The following is a 19866-nucleotide window of genomic DNA, read 5'->3' as shown; positions in this document are numbered from 1 at the left end:
TTTTGACGTCGACCTCTTATATCAACAAAAAAATCCGCTTTATCCGTATTATCCGAGTCATCCGTGTTCCTTTCTTTTTCACGCAACGGACGCAACGATGACGCAGCGGCCGCAAGGGTTCATTTTAATCCTAAAGAGATGGAACGCTGAACTTGTCCCGGTTTTTCGGGATTTGGCGGATTGAACGGATTTATACGGATTGTCTTTTTTGACGTCGACCTCTTATATCAACAAAAAAATCCGCTTTATCCGTATTATCCGAGTCATCCGTGTTCCTTCTATTTCACGCAACCTACGCAAAGATGCTTAGGCCGCTAAGGTTTTATAAAAATCTTCGTGTCCTCCGTGTAATTTTGTGGTTCCTGTTTTTTTAACCGCAAAGTAATCCCAAAGGCCGCAAAGAAATAAAAAACTTCGTATTCTTCGTGTACCTCCGTGACCTTCGTGGTTCATTTTTTCTCACGTAAAGGTCGCCTATGCGTTAGGATTATGGGTGGTTAAAGCTTAAATCTTTGGGAATTCCCAGCCATTATGGTATTCGGGAGTGATAAGGTTATTTGCTATGCTGTTGTCGGTAAATTGCTGTTTGGAGTCATTCCAAGACAGCATCCCTGCGTCGGATCGGGCAGCGATATTGCCCATATGGGCATACAGGGCCACGTTTCTACCTAAATGTATAGGGCAGTTGGTTTCTTTGCGGGTTCGGATGCAGTCCAAGAAGTTTCGGACATGATGCTCCATTTCCGACATACCCGAATTTCTCTCAAAATCCTCGGCCTCCTCCCTTGCAGCTTCATTATCTTCTTTTTTCTCCAGATACACCGTCCACTCCTCCCGATTTGCAACCACAGTCGACCTGTCACCGATAAATTCCACACCATAAGGCTTGCGATAAGGCCCTTGTTCTATCCCGCCGGCATGCTGCCAGTTGATCACATACCCGTCCATGGGATAGGTGACTGACATGGTATCAAAGGTTTCCCGGCTGTAATCCAGTTTGCTTAAATTCTGGCCGTATGCTAAGATAGTTTTTGGGGAGGTTTTTACATCCTTTGCCCATAGGGCCATATCTATAAGGTGTACGCCCCAGTCTGTCATAAGTCCTCCCCCATAATCCCAAAAGTGCCTCCAGCTACCGTGAAAGCGGGTTGGGTTGAAGGTTCTATGTTTGGCTGGGCCTTGCCAGAGGTCAAAGTCAACCCCCGCTGGAACAGGCTCGTCCGGTTTTTTGGGCGAACCGGCACCATAGTTAAAATTTGCCCATACGTTTACTTTTCGTAATTCTCCAAGTTTGCCTGCCTTAATATAATCCATCGCTCCGTTCCAAACATCGCCACTGCGTTGCTGCTGACCCACCTGGATAACCCGTTGGTATTTTTCCGCAGCTGCTACCATCACGTTGCACTCCGCAATGGAATTGGCCAACGGTTTTTCCACGTACACGTCTTTTCCGGCTTGGCAAGCGTAAACTGTGTGGAGACAGTGCCAGTGATCCGGACTTCCGACAATGACTGCATCTATTTCCGGGTCCTCCAGCATTTTGCGAAAATCACCATAGATTGCTGGTTTCTGGCTGAATTTTTCAGTGATTTCAGCCAGTCTCCTCTCCAATACACGGTTGTCAATATCGCATAGCGCAACACAGTTTACCTGACCTGTGCGTATAAATTCCTGCATGACATTAAATCCCTTGCTGTTGCAACCTATAACAGCTACATTAATCCGATCCGATGCCGGAATAATAACTTTTGAGATGGCGGCAGCAGGCAGCAAACTCAACCCGGAAGCGGTCAAAATCGTATTCGATAAAAATTTTCTTCTTCCTCCTTTCATAGCTGGATTATAGATCTATGGTAAAAAAGCCTTCAAACATTTTCACCGCATCACCACGCAACATCACACGGTTACCTTGCAATTCCACTTCAAGGATTCCTCCCCGTTTGCTTGCCTGATAGGCTTTTATGGTGGTTATTTGAATTTTCTTATGCCAATAATCAATCAAGGCACAATGGGCAAATCCCGTAACCGGATCCTCATCAATGCCGATATTTGGTGCGAAATAGCGGGAAATAATATCATAGGCCTCGTCTCCCTTGGAGGTAATAATGATTCCTTCCTCGCTGTGCAGTGCCAGTTCACTCCATACGGGAAGCACATACTCCACTGCCTTTGGGTTCTCAAGCTCCAATATCCAATTTCTAGCCAACTTTGCTGCTCTGACCACCTTTTGACCAAAAAAATATTCCGTAAAATAAGGATGTTCGGCTTCTTCGGTGGGAATTACAGGAAAGTCAAGCTGCACCATCCCGTTTACATAAGTTGCGATTAGAATACCGCTTTTAGTGTGAAAAAAGATCTCTGTATCTTTATTCGCCAAATCTTCCGTAAACAGTAAAAATGCGCATGCCAAGGTTGCATGACCGCATAGGTTGACTTCTTTGGTGGGTGTAAACCAGCGCAGGTTGTATTCCTGATCCCCAATTGTTTCCAAAAATGCAGTTTCGCTGAGGTTCACTTCGGCGGCGATCATCTGCATGGCTTTGTCCGAGATTGCCCATGGAAGCAGGCAGATCCCGGCGGGATTTCCTGTAAAAGGAATATCGGTAAATGCATCAACAGTAACAAGAGGGAGTTCCATAGGAAATTGTTTTTATTTGGGCTTTAGGTTTCTAATATCTTAATTTCTTGTGGAAATTCCTATGGGGAAGGGATTTAGGGAAGTAAATTGCTATGTTAGTTTGAAAAGCGAACTGGATAAAAATAGCTACCTGGATTTTTACCACATAGGAACGTAGTTCACTAAGGCTTTTTCATAATAAGCATTGATTGGTAATTTTTAATTCACCAACTCATCAAATTTTACCCGAACCAAGCCGATTTTTTCATAGGGGTTTTGGTCTCCTTTTTCAAAGAGACAGAGTATATCCCCATCTGGCAACACGGCTAAGGCCGAATAGGCGGATGGACCCGCATGCAGGACTTTGGAAATGGGCCATGTACGGCCATCATCTTTGCTTAGCCGCAAGGTCATATTCTCCCGTTTGGTACTGGCGGGGTTGGAAAATAACATCCAATCTCCTTTAAATCTTATCAGTGCAGCCTGACAAACCGGCTCAACCAACTCAACAGCCTCCATAGGATCAGACCATGAGATTCCTCCGTCATCGCTGAGGGAAAGCGCCCTCCTATTTTTTCCAAAATAGGAACGCATGTTCATCAGCAGCGTACCATTCCCATCTGCCCGTTCTATGACCTGGCATTCGTTCATTTTAGGCCGGATTGTCCCACCCAACTTCCAGGTTTTGCCATGGTCGTCGCTATAAATCACGTGCGCCCCATATTCAAAATTTCCGTCGGACACCGTCCCGTCCGCACTATCGTAACTGTGGTCAGAGGGAATAACCAGCCTCCCCTTATGTGGCCCATGCTTTACCTGAATTCCAATTCCCGGGCCGGTGGCATACCAACCCCAGGAAGGATCTTTGGTCGTGGCGGTAATATCCTTTGGGGTAGCCCAGGTCAGCCCGTCATCATTGCTGTATGTAACAAACACCCGCCTGGTATCAGTTGCTTTTTTGGCGATAATGTCCCGCTCATGGTCATCTCCCCGGTTCCAAGTGAGAAGCAGCCAGATCGTTCCGGTAGTTTCATCCACGACGGGTGTGGGGTTACCACAAACATTTTTCCCATCATCCCAGATTACACTCAGCGGACTCCAAGTCTTCCCCCCATCTTCCGACCTTCTCAATACCAAATCAATGTCACCCGTATCCGAACTGCTTTCCTTTCTTCCCTCGGCAAAGGCTAACACCGTTCCCTTGGTACTGACAATAAGAGACGGGATTCGGAATGTGTGGTATCCGTGGGTGTTTTTTGAAAACAATTCCAGCTTTTCCGAAATTACCGGAGTACTGGAAGCAAACGTAAAACATGGGGTAAGAACATCCGCAAAAAGTAGTAAAATCAGGGTAAAGATGGGTTTAATCATTGGTCGACAGGGATTTTGATAAGGGGAATTTTTGAATTTCCAACAGGTTTTCCTGCGTCAAAAATGTGATGGCTACCTCCTTAACCTGTTCGGAGGTCACCTGCATCACCCGGTCCGCGGCACCCAAAACAGTCTCCAACGGCATTCCACTGGTTATGGCCGCTGATATCTGGGAATGCCAAAAGGCGTTTCGGTTTAAATTTTCCGCCAGGGAAACTCGTTTTGTTTCCCGTACCTTCAGCAGGTCCGCTTCTTCCGGTCCCTCCTCCTGAATCTTTTTGATCTCCTTCCAGACGGCTTCGGTAAGCGATTCCACATTATCCGGACTACAAGGGAAACTCACGGAAAAACTAAAGGATTCCTCTGGAGTTCTTGACAAACCACCCCGGGCACCAACTCCATATACACCCCCTATTTCCTCTCGGAGCGTTTCTATTAGTTTGATAGTTAAGATTTCCCCCAAATAGGAAAGCTGTTGCGATTTTTCTAGCGTGTACTCTGTAGGGCCGCTGAAATAGAGTATTACCTGACTTTTTTCATCCACCCCTACTTCAATTCGCTCTGTTCTGCCCCTGGGAATGCGGATGCCTAAATCCCGGAAATCATCCGTCTCCACTGGATCTCCCGGAAGACTGCCCAAGTACAATTCTATCAACGGCACCATGGTTTCCAAGTCTAAATTTCCGGTAAAAAGAAATTCGAAATTGGCCGCATTCGCAAACCTGTCACTATAGATTTCCAATCCCCTTTCCACGTCAACTAGGTCCAACTTTTCGGGATCATAGATACCCATCCCCCTCAGGTTTCCATCGTTGACGATTTCATTTAGGCGTTTGTTAAACTGAAAGTCGGGATTACTTTGGGCACTGGCAAGTTGGTTCCTTTGATTTTCAAAATACACGTTAATCAATTCCTCATCCATCCTCGGTGCTGTAAAATACAGGTGGATAAGCTGGAGGCTAAGTTCCAGGTCCCCGGGAGAGGTACTTCCGGAAATATTTTCTCCATAGGTACCGATATTCGGGGTGACGGACACGTTTTTTCCAGCCAAAACCTTGCGGAGATTGGAAGGGGAAAACTCCCCCACTCCCATAACATTCACCAGAACACTGGCATAACTCGCCGAGTAGTGGTCTTCATCAGGATACAGGGAAGCACCGCCTTTACTACTTCCAGTAAATAGGATTTCGTCATTTTTAAAGGCTGTGGGCTTGAAATGGACGGTCATCCCGTTGGACAGCGTCATGCTTGTCACATCGACTGCCTCGTTGGAAGATTGGTCAACAACCTTGCCCGGTTCAGGCAGCAGAGAGAGCAGCACCTCCGGTAAGTCACCTTCTTCATAGGGATCTATATCCAAATCGGCCACTGCATCAAACAACGCCAACAACTCCGAATCGGTGGGAAGTGATTCGGCGTCTTTTTCCGGAGCGGTTACAATTACTACCCTGTTTATATCCCGAATAAGTTCCCTTCCCATTGCATTAACCTCTTCCAGGGTAATCTCCGGCAGTAGCTGCTGGTACAACTCATATCGGATGGCCTCCCCTTCGGCAAACCCTTGGTTTAAGAAATGGGACACATACCTGCCCACCATGGTGCGGGATTCCATTTTATCCATTTCTTTGAAAGACCGCTCCGAACTATTGGCCAAAGAACGCTTTACGCGCTCCAGTTCCCCTTCTGTAAAACCGTGTCTGAGGGCACGCTCATTTTCGACGATAAATGCCTGCAAGCCCACCTGGGTATTTCCAGTACTTACCGCACCGGAAGTAGTAAAAAAGTCCAAACTTCGAACAAAAGATCCATAACGGGCCCCTGCATAGATGAAAGGTGCTTGGGGTTTTTGCCGTATTTCATCCAAACGTTGCGTAAGCATTCCACCATAAAGCGTTCGGATAATCCTATTTTTATACTCTTTTACGGTAACCGTAGGCTGTGACTCGTGTTTGTAATAAAGCTGCACTTGTATGCCGGGGCTCTCTTCGTCTGTAACTATTTTGATCATACTCTCTTCCTGTATGGGAACAGAATGGCTGGTCCTTTTAGGGGCGTCTACAGGGTTTTTTAAATCCGAAAAATAAGATTCAATAAGTTCCTTTACCTTTTCCGGGGCAACATCACCGACGGCTACTACAGCCATATTATCAGGCCTATACCAATCCCGGTAGTACCTCCGCAACTCTTCGTAATCGGCATTTTCTACAATTTCCATTTCGCCAATTGGCAGCCTTTCGGCATATTTGCTGTCTTTTAGAAGTACAGGCAGGTACTGATCCCGAAGCCGCTGATCCGACCCCTGACCGGTTCGCCATTCTTCCACGATAATTCCCCGTTCGGCATCTATGTCCTCCCCTTCCAGCAGCAGACCACCCGCCCAGTCCTTTAATACCAAAAACCCATTGCGCAGTTTTTCCTCATCGTCCGTGGGAATGGGTAAAATATAAACCGTTTCGTCGAAACTGGTATACGCATTCAAATCGCTGCCAAAAGATACACCGATGGATTGAAGGTAGCTGATCAATTCGTTCTTTTCAAAATTCTCCGAACCGTTAAAAGCCATGTGCTCAACAAAATGCGCCAATCCCTGCTGAGAGTCGTCTTCCAACACCGATCCCGCATTTACTGCCAGCCGCAGCTCCAACTTGTTTTCCGGCTTGGGGTTATGTTGGATATAGTACCGCAGACCGTTGTCCAATTTGCCCGTAGTCACCCTTGGATCAAGCGGAACAGTATCCTGCAAAGACCGTTGTCCCAACGTTTCCGATATAGGGAACAGCGGCAAAAGAAATAAGAGCAGCAGTATACTTTTAGATTTGACAAGCTGGAAAACGGCTAGTTGTTTTGATGAAATCATGGGAACAGAGGAAGTTTAGATTTCTAAGGTAATTGATTTTGGTAAAATTTTAACCATCTTCTAAACCATTTACCATATAAAGTTGACAAGATTTCTAATTCCCGTGTATCTTTGGTTAGCCTAATATTTTTTAGGCATTAACTTACAAACACCACCCAATGACCATGCGTAATTTCGGCTATCTCTGCTTTCTTTTTTGTCTTTCTTTGGCTTCCTGCACTTCAGATCCAATCGCTCAATTGGAAATAGTTGTGACTAAGCAAAACCGGCTGCAAACGCCTATTTCTTTCAATATAGATAAAGAATTGGATATTGGCTTGGCCTATCACCTGCTGGATAAAGCCACTGGTGAAAAAAGTCCCTTGGAAATTCAACCCGATGGGTCGCTATTTGCCCTACTCCCCAGTTTATCAGAAGGAACAAATGTTTTTGAATTGAGAATCGGAGCTATTGAGGTTGAAAAAGGCATCAAACTTAATAAAACCGATCAGGGAGTAGAAGTGAGTTATGGATCAAAACCTATTTTCTTCTATCAAGCCGAAACGGCCTACCCGGCGGAAGGATTGCCGGATTATTATAAGCGTAGCGGCATGATTCATCCCCTCTATAGTCCTGGCGGACAGATTTTGACAGATGATTTTCCTACGGGTCACGTACATCAGCACGCGATATTCAACGCTTGGGTAAATACAATGTATAAAGGAGAAAAAGTTGATTTCTGGAACCAGCATCAGGGTACGGGAACCGTGGAGCATGTGGATATACTTGAAACAGACCAAGGTACTCTTACCGCAACCTTGCGAACCAAGTTGAGCCATATCAGCTTGAAGCATGGTGAAGTTCTGGAGGAAGAATGGGAAATCAAAGTATATCCAACGGAAGACTACTTTATGTTTGACCTATATTCAGAACAATTAAACACTAGTCAAGACACTCTCTATATCGTCGAATATCACTATGGTGGCATGGGGATTCGGGGTAGTAAGGAATGGAATATAGTGGACAGTGTTAATTATACAAACGACTGGAAAATTCAGACAAGCGAAGGCAAAACAAACGCTGATGCCAACCATACCAAAGCAAGTTGGGTCAGTGCCCATGGATTGGTAGAAGGTGAAAACGCAGGGGTCACCGTATTCGGGTTTCCGGACAATTTCAGGTATCCACAGATTGTACGGGTGCATCCCACCATGCCATATTGGGTGTATTCGCCTATGTTTGAAGGGGAGTTTTATATTGCACCTGGGGAGAAATTCTACAACAAGGTACGCTATTACGCACATCAGGGAGAGCCGGATGCGAACGTTTTGTCCAGTATTCAAGCTGACCTAACCGATCCGGTTCAGGTAACTGTTTTACCCAAAAAATAGCAATTAATATGGTCGGGGTGTCATGGTTAGTTGGTGGATTTCCAAAATTTCCTCCCCACTCAGCGCCCTGTCAAACACGGCTAAGCCCCCAATTTTGCCTTCGAAAAAATTTCCAAGTCCACGGCTAAGCACCACAGCGCCCACGGTAAAATCCGAGCCATTGTCTCCCATACCGTCAGGAAAATAGTAGGGGTTTTTCGATTCTATAACACCATCCGGAAGTCCATCAAATCCGGCAGTATTGCGAATCAATTCCGGTTCACGGGCCTCAAATTTTCCGTCCAGGTAAGACCGGATTTCGGTTCCTTCATAGGTAAAGGCTACAAAGTGCCAAGAGCCTTTGGTCAGAGTCTCCTTGCTTGCTGAGTAGTCGGAGCTGTAGGGGAAAGGAGGTGTAGGTTTTCCGGTCCAGGAAATATGGCCACAAACCTGTTCGGCTCCATTGTAATGCGGTAGATGGACGAAAAGGCCGTATTGACGCTTGCCGCCATCGGTGTATTCGTTCCACATTCCTCCTACAAAACCAGTTTTACCTTCCCAATTTACCCAACCCAGTACAGTAACGCCTTGATTTTTACCGTGAATATTGAGGCGTCCAGTTTCTGTATATGGGATAGAGAAGTAAGCTGAATCCTTCATCGAAGCTGAAAAACCGGATAGCGGTCCTTCAGCGATCCTTTCCACCGGGCCCTTCATTTCCCTAAGTGGAAACTCCCCCACTCCCCTTGCCATTCTGGGTTCCCCCGGATTTTCAGAAAAATCCCAAAGAGCAATTAATCCGTCAATGGATGTAATTTTCGAAATCTTTTCCGACTCTTGGGATGTCTGGCAGGCAGACAGGAAAAAGTAGGTTATCAGTAATAAGGATATGAGGTGCTTCATGAGGGAGGAAAGTTGTAGGTTATTGACTATTCGTAAAAATAATATTTTTCCCATTAACCGCACTACTCCCCATTACGTTTCTATTCTTCAGTATATCGGCCGTAGGCCATATTTCTACTGTATTTCAACTTTATTTCATTAAAAAAATTTATCAATATCTAATATCCACTAATATCAAACCGATTTCGTCCGCAATCTATATTTCGGCCGTAGGCCATATTTCTACTGTATTTCAACTTTATTTCATTCAATATCCAATAGAATAAATATCAATTAAAAACCCCAATCTTCTCCAATATTTTGTAAGTAATCAAATATGTCGGTCGAACCCCATCCATCCCCAAGGCTCCGGAGGCAAGCGTTCCTCCTGTTTCCAGCGGGTTGTCGGAGGCATAATAGGCATAGACTACTTTGACAGTTTTCCGGATACTGTTCCGGATTTTGCTGGATGACTGTATGGCCTTTTGATAATGTGCTCCCTCCATTTCAAGTCCAATAGCCTTCCAGGAAGATTCCATAAAATACTGCAACACATCCCTGTTTTGAAGGGAAGTCCCCAAGACGGTAATCATGGGTCCCTCAAAAACTCCCAGTCCAAATCCCTCAAAATCCTCTTTTTTAAGTTCGTTTTTGAAAGGATAATTATCCGCTGTGCCCTCGAAAACATGACTGCTGGGGATCATAATATCCCCTTTGTTTCCCTTAAGAATCCCCGCCTTACCCATGATGGAGGCAGATATTACGTCCAAGGGTATTTTCTTGTCATCCACTTCGAAGGGCTTTAACAATTCGTCAAAACATTCATACGCCTGCTCCCCAAACGCATAATCCATGACGACGATGACCGGCTTTTTCTTATTCTCCTTTGGTATTGGTACTCCAGGAATTAGGGTTCCGCGACTCATTTTGTTGGTATCGATAATTTGCACACCGATATTAGTACCGGAGGTGTCCGGCAAATGTATCATGCCATTATGGTTAGCATATGCCTCAATTTCCCTTGATTTGTTTGACTTGGACTGTAAGCTAATTTCCATGACTTCTTTTTCAATAGCTTCATAGGTGTTTAGTCCAAGTGCCTGATGTCCGTAGATGGTATTCATCACGCTGTGTAAATTGGCACTAATCACATGAATAGGACGCTCAAGAAGGTCCTCCTCCTGTAATACGGTCTTGATGCGGTTTGCCCACAATTCCCCGTAGACGTGGTGTCCAACCCGTTCCCGAAGTGTCGCTGAAAATGAAATTTGCCTGTCTCTGTCTTCCCGCATTTCCAGTATCGACAAACGCCCAAGGTGATAGACTATGGAGAATAGGCTGTTGGTATGGTTGGAAGTTTCGAATTTTTCCACCGCTCTGCGGGTTTCTTCGTAAGTCCTTCCAGTAATATGACTTAAATAAGAGCAGGCAGCCTCCTTGTTAAATTCCTCATCCCGCTCCTCCTTTGCGACTATCTGCTCCAACATATCCCAATTGAGATTTGTGCCGGATTTTTGCTCCAAGCTGTTTCTGGCAATTTTTGTTGATTCTATAAACAAAAACGTCAGGTGGGTCAAAATATCATAGATGTCGCTTTTTCCCCTTGTCATTTCCACATACATCTGATCCTCATCTACCCGGTAACAATTTCTTTTCCGCTTAGCAGGTATGATTGGGGAAAACCCGGAATTTTCATAGCCCTCCCTACTTATAAGCCGGATGTAACGACATTCCTCTATCCCTCTCGGTAGACGCTCCATGACATACAACAAGCCATCCAGTTCAATTTTTTCATTTTCGGTGACAAAACCATATATCTCCGGACTTAAAATCAAAAGAGAATCAATAAGTGATTCCCCGGAAATCCCAGTGGGCTTGTAAGATCCCCTGGTGAACAAATGCCTCATGGTAATGTACAGCCGCTCAATAGCGGCTCTGGATTGTTGCGCCTTGGTTCTTTTCATATCTAATCTTATAATTAAATGACCGAAAGGTACAAAATAATGGAGTAAAACCGACGATAAAGGTCGTCCGATACCTTCGAGCAAATCTATTTCACTCAACACTTGGGGACTTTTATCGAACTGAAGGGAAAAAGCATGTTCCAATACGGTAAATAGATTTCTGGAATCCATCATCTCTTCGGTATTAGATCTCAAGTAATACCTATACCTAACAAATACTGATATTCATTAAAATCAAGAAGAAAAACCCTATGTGAACTATGTTTCTATGTAGTTTCAAATACCGTTTGGCTATCAGGTGCTGTTTGATTTACCAAAAAGTCCATAGGAGGTCACATCGTTTTAAATCAATCAGAGAGAATTAAACAACCCACTATAACGTCTATTTCAGTTTATCTCGAAAGTGCTTTTTGAATTTATCTACTTTTGGACGGATGACAAACTGACAATAGGGCTGAGTGCCGTTCAGTTCAAAATAATTCGTGTGGTAATCTTCAGCTTCATAAAAATTCGAAAATTCAGTTATCTCAGTCACTATCGGCTGTTCATAATTGTTACTTTGCTCCAATTCAGCCACTTTTTCCACCGCCATATTTTTTTGAGACTCATTGTGATAAAAAATGGCAGACCGGTATTGGGGACCAACATCGGCTCCCTGTCTATTTAAAGTGGTAGGATCATGAGTTTCAAAAAAGATTTCTAACAGTTCCTCATAGGAAATTGCCGCCGGATCAAAAAGAATATGGATTACTTCTGCATGTCCTGTGGTGCCATTCACAACATCCTTGTAAGAAGGGGCTTCAATATGCCCTCCAGAAAATCCAGACTGAACCCTTTCAACCCCATTTAGCTTTTGGAATACCGCTTCCGTACACCAGAAGCACCCTCCTCCTAACGTGGCAACCTCTTTTCCTTCAGGTATATTAATCATTGTTTTCGGTAATTGCGTCATCTTTTATATCGTTGGATTGTATCCTAACAGGCCCCTTGGGTAAAAAGTTTGGGTCTACGGGTATTCCTTTTTGCGTAATTGAAATTTTTCTTTTCCGATAAAGATCCATCATTGTTTTTTGGACATCAGGCATAAAATGCCTCCAGTCTTCGGGATAAATCCATCGGACTACTTCCGAAGGACAGAAAGATTTCGGTTTTCTTTGACGAATCAATTCAAATATAGCCTGTTCCAACGGATCAACCATCTTTCCCGAAAAGATTTAATTGGCCTTTTGACCTAAAACTGGAATAGTCGTACTCAGGCATAGCCCGTCCTGACAAATATTTTTTTTCGGCCATATGAAAAACCTGCCTTATCGCATCGGCAATTGGACCACCGCCTTTGATACGTCTACCCCATTCCGTATCATTCTCCTGACCACCATGGCAGGCCGCTATCTGATGCATGACTTTGGTCTCTCTATCAGGATAGTGTGTTTGAAGCCAGTTCCGGAAAATATCTTTAACCTGACCGTTTAGCCGTACGATAGTGTAACCTGCTTTACGAGCTCCAGCCTCTCCCGCCAACCGCATAATAGAAGAAATAGCTTCGGAATTAATACTGGGAATAATCGGAGCAATCATCACACCACAAGGGATACCAGCTTCCGAAAATTGCCGGATTAGGTTCATTTTTTTTTCCGCCGTAGCTGTCCTAGGCTCCAAAATTGATTTTAATGAAACATCAAGATGATTAATAGAAAAATAAACATGTACCAGACTCTTTTCTGCAAGTTGGCGAAGTATATCGATATCTCTGAAAATCAAAGTGTTTTTGGTTATTACTGAAACAGGGTGCCGGGCATTAAGGCAAAGTTCCAAAATACCCTTTGTCAATTTAAACGTCCTTTCAGCAGGTTGATAGCAGTCGGTATTGCCTGAAAGCATCAATGCCTTCGGCACATATCCGTTTTTGTCAAATGCATTTTGGAGTTGATGGACAATGTCTTTTTTTACCAAAACCTGTGTTTCGAAACCCAGCCCTGCGTCATATCCCCAATACTGATGGCTATTTCTGGCGTAGCAATAAATGCATCCGTGTTCACAACCCTGATAGGGATTTACCGAATAATCAAGCGGAAGGTCGGGACTGTCATTTTTACTAATTGCCTGCCTGACCTGTGTAGGAATAAATACCGTGGTAGGCTTGGAGGTAAGAAGCGGCTCATCTATTCCCTCTATGAATTCTGTTACTTGATCAGTTGATGAAAAACTGTTTTTCGGTCTAATCCTTGCACCCCTGCCTTTTAATAAGTCATCGCCCATTATCACAAGGTAACAAAAATGATGCGAATTTCCTCAGCGTCCAATCAAGGGCGGCAAATCATGATTAGGGTTGGGGGAAAATTCTTAAGGGTAAAGGTAGTTTTGATATGTTTAAAAAATGGCGCATACTGGAATTTCAATAAATAGGAATAGCATATTTGTATCAAAAGACCCTTGGGTTGAAGGCATTGACTGCTTTTCCGGTAGATCTCATTACGGGCTTCTTTCGGAATCAAACTCAGGGGCAGAGAGGAAAAAATCAAATCCGCATGTCTCCCTTCTAGGTATTTGTCCAAATGTTCGGCAGAATCACATATGATTTTTACGTTTTCTTGGGGGAATTCCCTTTCAAGGCTGTCACAAAAAACTCTACTTGTCTCAAAAACCAAAAGCTCGGCACTTTTATCCATCCTTGCAACGATACCTCTGGTGATGCTGCCGTCTCCTCCTCCCAATTCGACGAGAATTTTGGCTTCCTTAAAATCGGCAAATGATAACATTTTATTAACTAGCGGTCTAGAGCTAAAAGTGATTGCCCCTGTAGTTTTGATATTTACAAATAGCTCCTTGAAGAGTGATCCTTTACCCATCTGTTTTATAAAATTTCCTGCAAATATAAATATTTTTTTATAAAAATTTCGAAACGTGGCATTTGAACCGATTAAATAGTCGAGCCGTAAGCCAATAAGAAATAATTCACTTCATTCAATTCAGGGTACAACCTGTGTATTGTATTTACATCCATGTAGTTAATTTGCCATTCTTCCGCTTAGTAGGATAATTAATATTTAAGCACTTTTTTTTATCAACGTATTGGCTTTATTTTGAATTACATTTCCATTGAAATATGTCCAAGTTCAACTATAGTTATATCATATCCTTTTTTATTTGTTTGATATCGGTAAACCTCGCCCATGCTCAAAGTGATCCTAGCGGGCAAAAAAGAATTACAGATAGCTACCTAATAACGAACGTTACGCTTATCCCTTTGCCTGGCAAGATAATTCAAAAACAAAACATCCTGATCAAGGATGGGCAGATTCTTTCTGTTGGAGGAAAATTACCCAGCTCTGCTGAAGCCTTTCAGATTCCTGGAGATTCCCTGTTTGCATATCCTGGATTCATAGACATGGCTAACAAATCAGGGGTCAGAGCATTGTCGATACCAGACAAAGAGGCTGATTTTGACCCATCAAATCCTCCAGATATACAAGCTGGCATTCATCCACACATTGACGTGTTAGACCTCTATAATCCATCGCACAGCCAAATTGCTGATTGGAGAAAAAACGGCTTCACCGTAGCCCATAAGGTTCCGATGGGACAGGGCATGCTGCCAGGAACTACCGGATTGGTCGTATATGGTCCACCAGAATCCAACACGATAATACGAAAAGATGTGGCACGCTACGCCAAGTTTAGCACTATTGGAGGTATGTACCCCGCTACCAACTTGGGAGTTATGGCCAAATTCAGAGACCTCTTCGAAAATGCCCGTTTACAGTCACGCCATCAGGTTATTTTCGCGTCAAATCAAGGAATTAAAATTCCCGATTCCAATATTGTATTGCAATCCCTCATTCCGGTAGTTGAAAAAAACAAGACGTTGTTCTTTGAAATCAACTCCGACTTGGACGCAAGAAGAGCAATTACCATTCAACGCGAACAGGGAGTTTCCCTGATTTTATCAGGCATTAATGAAGGGGGTCAATTGATAACAACTATCAAAGAATCCGGAGCGGGTGTGGTCTTGTCGCTTAACCTTCCTGATGAAAACAATCAGGAATTTGCTGATGATGTCCAACAAACAGAAAGAACTGAGCAGATAGAAGAAATCAATAGTGCCTACATAGATAAACTTAAGGTGGCGGGAGAGTATGAAAAAGCTGGTATTCCCTTTGCCTTTACGGCCAAGCATTTGGGTAAAGATAAATTTTACGATAACATCCGGTTGATGCTCAAAAACGGATTATCGAATGAGGCCGCCTTGGCAGCGCTTACCGTAAACCCTGCTAAAATGCTGGGCATAGAAAATATAACGGGAGAAATAGCTCCCGGTAAAATGGCCAATATCATTTTGACAACTGACACGTTATTTAACGATGACTCACAAGTTAAATATGTAATTGCCAATGGTTATGTGTTCGAATATCCGCTTAAGAAACCCTCCAAAAATGGAAAAGAAGAAGGTTCTTACTGGGAATATGATACAGAAACCGCATCTGGATCAGCTACTGGTTTTTTTGAAATCAGCTACCAATCAGGCACGACAACAGGAAGTATCTCCTATGATGATCCTCAGGGAAAAGGTAAAATATCCTCTTCACTTAATGATTTGAAAGTATCTTCAAATCGTATTGCTTTTACTTTTGTTGTGAAAACCGCCAGTGAAGACTTGACTATTGCTGTTGAGGGAGATGTTTCGGACAATTCCATAACAGGAACAATGCGCATTGGAGATTACGAAAGCTTTCCTTTCAACGCCACAAAAACTGCCAAACCCAAACAATGAAGTATCTTCTAAACTTTCTTTTGCTTGTAGTGCCTTTATTCGGTATGGCCCAAACCAAATCCAATGACTTTGTCATTAAAAATGGAACGGTTTTGACCATCACAAATGGCACCCTTTCACACACCGATATTTGGGTAGAAAATGGAAAGATAAAAGAACTTGGCCCCGATCTGAAAGTACCTGCTAATATTTCCGTTGTTGACGCATCCGATAAATATATAATGCCGGGAATTATTGATGCACATTCCCATATTGCCTTGGAAGCGATTAACGAATCCACCAGTCCCATAACAGCAGAGGTTTGGATGGGTGATGTTATTGACCCTTTCGATGTGGCTATCTATCGAGCCCTAGCGGGAGGGGTCACGGTAACCCACGCTATGCACGGATCAGCAAACGCCATTGGGGGCCAAAATGTCACGTTGAAGCTACGGTATGGCAACTCCGATCCCTTGGCACTCCGAATGACAGAAGCACCCAGAACTATCAAATTTGCTCTCGGCGAAAATCCTACCAGGGTTCATGGGCGAGGCAAAAATATGCAACCCAGATCACGGATGGGTGTGGAAGCTGTCATTCGAAATGGCTTCGAAGAGGCACTTCAGTACAAAAGAGTATGGGAAGAATATGAAAAGGCCAAGTCTCAGAAAAACAGTACCGCCGTACCACCTGCCTTTAGCCTTCGACTGGAAACCTTAAAGGATATTCTGGCAGGTGAGATAATTATCCACTGCCACTCCTACAGGGCAGATGAAATTTACATGCTTATCCAAGTTTGCAGGGAATATGGCATAGACAAGATTGTCTTTTCACACGTCAACGAGGGGTTTAAAGTAGCACCTGAACTTGCCGCACATACAATGGGAGCTTCCATATTCTCCGATTGGTGGGCATATAAATTTGAGGTTTATTACTCTACAGCTTATAATGCCGCCGTATTGACCAAAAATGGCGTTTTAACCTCGATCAACTCAGATTCGGGGGAAGTAATCCGCCACCTATATCACGAGGCAGCCAAATCCCAGCGATACGGGGGACTATCGGACGAGGAAGCATTGGCTTTGATTACTATCAATCCGGCCAAACAATTGGGCATTGACCCCTACGTAGGATCCATCGAAGTGGGTAAACAGGCGGATTTGGTAGTATTCGACCATCACCCACTATCCATATATGCCATTCCGCAAATGACATTTGTTGACGGAATCAAATACTTTGACAGAGCGAGTGACGAAGCCGACCAACGGTTAAAAATAAATCCTTCAGAACTGATCGAGCCCATATTTCTTAAAGAACACGATCACAACTGCATGCAGAATGTAGATTTTTATTTTACCAATTTTGGCAGAAATTTATTTGAACACAGACATTAACTCTTGTCGATCTTTGCCCAGTAGCTGGACAGGGACGAAAAGTAAACAATTCGACATGGAAGCCTTAAAATATAAATTACTAGTTCTTTTTTTGGGGTTTACAATTTTCTGCCAAGCCCAGGAGGATGGGGAATTTTTGAAACCTGAAACGGGAACATTTTTGCTCCAAAATGCCACGCTGGTAACGGTTACCCAGGGGATGAAGGAAAATACAGACCTATTGATTGTGGATGGATTGATACAGCGTATAGGTAAAAACCTAGCTTCAATTGATGCTCAAATAATAGACTGCACGGAAAAGTTTGTATACCCCGGTTTTATCGATTCCGGAAATAGATTGGGACTGGTAGAGGTCAGTTCTGTGGCAGAAACACAGGATTTTATGGAGATCGGAAATGTTACGCCAAACATGCAAGCATTGACAGCAGTTAACCCAAACTCCGTTGCAATACCTGTAACTCGGGTAAATGGCGTGACAAGCAGTATCGCTTTGCCATCGGGGGGATTGTTTCCCGGCACAGCCGCACTTATTCACCTGAACGGATACACGCCTGATCAAATGTACGGAGGCTTCAAGGCAATTTTGCTGAATTTCCCCAGTAGTGCGAGAACCAGCACCTTAGATAACAGAACGGACGAGAAGGTTCAGAAAGAAGCCGAGGAAGCTCAACAAAAGTTGGATGATATTTGGGAAAGGGCAGTGACCTATCAACGGCTTAAATCTGCCGGTGCCACGCTTGACTATTACCCGGAGATGGAGCATTTGTCCAAGGTTATTGCAGGGGAAATCACCCTATTAATCGAAGTCAATGCTGCTGTAGACATCCGGAGAGCGATTAAATGGGTACAAGATAAAAATGTAACAGCTATACTTTCAGGTGTGTCTGAAGGATGGAGGATTGCGGAGGAAATTGCCTCATCCGGGCTATCCGTTATTACCGGGCCAGTTCTGACCATACCCACCAGACAATCTGACCGATATGATGCCGCCTATACTAATCCCGGTTTATTGGCTAAAGCAGGCGTAAAAGTAGCTCTGCGTACCAATGACGCTGAAAATGTCCGAAATCTTCCTTTTCATGCCGGATTTGCCGCAGCATACGGAATGGGTATAGAAGAAGCGTTAAAGGCTGTCACCATCCACCCTGCCGAAATGTTTGGAATAGCAGATCAGGTAGGTTCCCTAGAAGAGGGGAAATTTGCCAATCTTTTCATTTCCGATGGAGATCCTTTTGAACCCCGGAGTCAAATCAGCCATTTGTTTATCAAGGGATACAAAATACCGATGACCAACCGTCAGATTAGGCTTTATCAAGAGTTTAATGAAAGAAGTCCTGGATTGGAGCAATAAGCGGATAAAGTTTTTGGCTTAAAAACTCGATGGGTTTACGCCCTTGCCTTTTTAATAAAGGGGTGTATATTTGTTAATTGACGGAAAATTAATTCTTTGAATCTTTTCCAGGTTTACCTACCCAAAGTAACCGCTTAAATTCTAACGCATTTTCTTAATGAAAAATATGTTTACTCGTATCCTGTGTGTCGGGGTAATGGTTTTTTCTTTTGGGTGTCAGGGTGATACCACGGATGATAGCGTAAATGCTATCATAAGCGACCTCAAAGCCGCCCATGCCCCTGATAAAAGAGTCGCTATGTGGGATATTAGTTGGGTTGATGGAGTATTAATCGGTGAAACAAACCTTCCGGAAGCCCATAGGGAATTAATTACAAAGCTTAGTGATCGTGGAATTGATTATACGGATAGTATTCAGCTATTGCCGGCAGCTGAATTGGCAGGAAATATACACGCACTAGTCACCCTTTCTGTAGCAAATATCCGCTCGGAACCGAAGCACTCAGCCGAGTTGGCCACACAGGCATTGATGGGAACCCCGCTTAACGTGCTAAAAAAAGAAGGCAGTTGGTATCTTGTCCAGACTCCTGAGGGCTACATCTCTTGGGTAGATGCAGCCGGAATTGCCCTTAAAAACGAAAGCACCATGGGAGAATGGACCGCTGCCGAAAAATTGGTAAGTACAGAGATGATTGGAGCCATCTATGATAGTCCTTCCTCGGGTCAAATGATCAGCGACCTAACTGCTGGAAATATTCTGGTAAAATTGGAAGAGACTGCTTCGCACTTTGGTGTGTTAATACCTGATGGGCGCAAGGGATACGTTTCTAAAGACGAGGTCTTGCCATTCGGAGAATGGCTTGCAAGTAGGGAGCTTTCAGATGACAACCTTATCCGCACAGCCAAAGACATGATGGGAGTCCCTTATCTTTGGGGTGGCACATCTCCCAAAGGCGTGGATTGTAGCGGTTTTACCAAGACCATTTACTTTCTCAACGGCATGATTATCCCCCGGGATGCCTCCCAGCAGGTGCATGAAGGAGATGAGGTTGACGTTTCCAAAAACTGGGAAAACTTGGAAGTTGGAGATTTACTTTTTTTTGGAGTTCCCGCGGAAGAAGGCAAACCGGAACGGGTCATACATGTCGGCATGTGGATTGGACACAATTCCTTTATCCATTCCCGTGGCAGGGTCCGGATCAGCAGCTTTGACCCCGAGGATGAAAATTACGATGCCTATGAATTGGACAGGTATCTACGCACCAAACGTATACGAAACAAACAAACTGCGCATCTTTGGAGCGTTGACCGACTAATACAATAACTGTCTG

General features: G+C 44.0%; 15 protein-coding genes. 5 read left to right on the top strand and 10 right to left on the bottom strand.

Annotated features, from left to right (window positions below; translation table 11 throughout):
* Positions 1 to 504: 504 nt before the first annotated feature.
* The 4 genes from FQ608_RS21790 to FQ608_RS21775 all read right to left on the bottom strand — a co-directional run bounded on the left by FQ608_RS21790 (position 505) and on the right by FQ608_RS21775 (position 6845).
* Positions 505 to 1833, bottom strand: coding sequence for a Gfo/Idh/MocA family protein (locus FQ608_RS21790; RefSeq protein ID WP_158860608.1), 1329 nt, complete (start codon positions 1831 to 1833; stop codon positions 505 to 507).
* Between the two features lie 7 nt (positions 1834 to 1840).
* On the bottom strand, positions 1841 to 2638 hold the full coding sequence (locus FQ608_RS21785) for a PhzF family phenazine biosynthesis protein (protein WP_158860607.1): 798 nt from the start codon (positions 2636 to 2638) through the stop codon (positions 1841 to 1843).
* A 198-nt stretch (positions 2639 to 2836) separates the two neighbouring features.
* Complete coding sequence (locus FQ608_RS21780) at positions 2837 to 3988, bottom strand: sialidase family protein (protein ID WP_158860606.1); 1152 nt, start codon at positions 3986 to 3988, stop codon at positions 2837 to 2839.
* The gene (locus FQ608_RS21775) at positions 3981 to 6845 is read right to left on the bottom strand and encodes a M16 family metallopeptidase (protein ID WP_158860605.1); all 2865 of its coding nucleotides are present in this window, start codon (positions 6843 to 6845) and stop codon (positions 3981 to 3983) included. Before FQ608_RS21775 ends, FQ608_RS21780 begins: the two co-directional genes overlap by 8 nt.
* 164 nt (positions 6846 to 7009) lie before the next feature.
* Between FQ608_RS21775 and FQ608_RS21770 the strand changes: the two genes are divergently transcribed.
* On the top strand, positions 7010 to 8215 hold the full coding sequence (locus FQ608_RS21770) for a DUF6807 domain-containing protein (protein WP_158860619.1): 1206 nt from the start codon (positions 7010 to 7012) through the stop codon (positions 8213 to 8215).
* A gap of 3 nt (positions 8216 to 8218) precedes the next feature.
* Here the strand turns inward: FQ608_RS21770 and FQ608_RS21765 are convergent, their stop codons facing one another.
* The 6 genes from FQ608_RS21765 to FQ608_RS21740 form a co-directional block, all read right to left on the bottom strand.
* Positions 8219 to 9097, bottom strand: a complete 879-nt coding sequence (locus tag FQ608_RS21765; RefSeq protein ID WP_158860604.1) for a LamG domain-containing protein — start codon at positions 9095 to 9097, stop codon at positions 8219 to 8221.
* A gap of 269 nt (positions 9098 to 9366) precedes the next feature.
* Positions 9367 to 11040, bottom strand: a complete 1674-nt coding sequence (locus tag FQ608_RS21760; protein WP_158860618.1) for a DUF6909 family protein — start codon at positions 11038 to 11040, stop codon at positions 9367 to 9369.
* Between the two features lie 382 nt (positions 11041 to 11422).
* A complete protein-coding gene (gene msrA, locus FQ608_RS21755) occupies positions 11423 to 11992 on the bottom strand; it encodes a peptide-methionine (S)-S-oxide reductase MsrA (protein ID WP_158860603.1) in 570 nt (189 codons plus the stop codon).
* A complete protein-coding gene (locus tag FQ608_RS21750; RefSeq protein WP_158860602.1) occupies positions 11964 to 12239 on the bottom strand; it encodes a DUF3253 domain-containing protein in 276 nt (91 codons plus the stop codon). The genes msrA and FQ608_RS21750 overlap by 29 nt, the downstream gene beginning before the upstream one ends.
* Positions 12232 to 13299 carry a PA0069 family radical SAM protein gene (locus tag FQ608_RS21745; RefSeq protein WP_158860601.1) on the bottom strand — a complete coding sequence of 356 codons (1068 nt, stop codon included), beginning with the start codon at positions 13297 to 13299 and terminating at the stop codon, positions 12232 to 12234. The genes FQ608_RS21750 and FQ608_RS21745 overlap by 8 nt, the downstream gene beginning before the upstream one ends.
* A gap of 44 nt (positions 13300 to 13343) precedes the next feature.
* Complete coding sequence (locus FQ608_RS21740) at positions 13344 to 13889, bottom strand: class I SAM-dependent methyltransferase (RefSeq protein WP_158860600.1); 546 nt, start codon at positions 13887 to 13889, stop codon at positions 13344 to 13346.
* Positions 13890 to 14146: 257 nt separating this feature from the next.
* Between FQ608_RS21740 and FQ608_RS21735 the strand changes: the two genes are divergently transcribed.
* From FQ608_RS21735 to FQ608_RS21720, 4 genes are all read left to right on the top strand, one after another.
* Positions 14147 to 15811, top strand: a complete 1665-nt coding sequence (locus FQ608_RS21735; protein ID WP_158860599.1) for an amidohydrolase family protein — start codon at positions 14147 to 14149, stop codon at positions 15809 to 15811.
* Positions 15808 to 17184 (top strand): amidohydrolase, encoded by a 1377-nt coding sequence (locus FQ608_RS21730; protein WP_158860598.1) that lies wholly within the window; start codon positions 15808 to 15810, stop codon positions 17182 to 17184. The genes FQ608_RS21735 and FQ608_RS21730 overlap by 4 nt, the downstream gene beginning before the upstream one ends.
* 55 nt (positions 17185 to 17239) lie before the next feature.
* Positions 17240 to 18535: an amidohydrolase family protein gene (locus FQ608_RS21725; RefSeq protein ID WP_158860597.1), complete on the top strand. Its 1296-nt coding sequence runs from the start codon at positions 17240 to 17242 to the stop codon at positions 18533 to 18535.
* Positions 18536 to 18701: 166 nt separating this feature from the next.
* Positions 18702 to 19859 (top strand): C40 family peptidase, encoded by a 1158-nt coding sequence (locus FQ608_RS21720; protein WP_317168944.1) that lies wholly within the window; start codon positions 18702 to 18704, stop codon positions 19857 to 19859.
* Positions 19860 to 19866 lie beyond the last annotated feature (7 nt).

It is taken from the genome of Lunatibacter salilacus (assembly GCF_009797935.1).
Classification (GTDB): domain Bacteria; phylum Bacteroidota; class Bacteroidia; order Cytophagales; family Cyclobacteriaceae; genus Lunatibacter; species Lunatibacter salilacus.
This window is presented reverse-complemented; position numbering and strand designations above follow the sequence as displayed.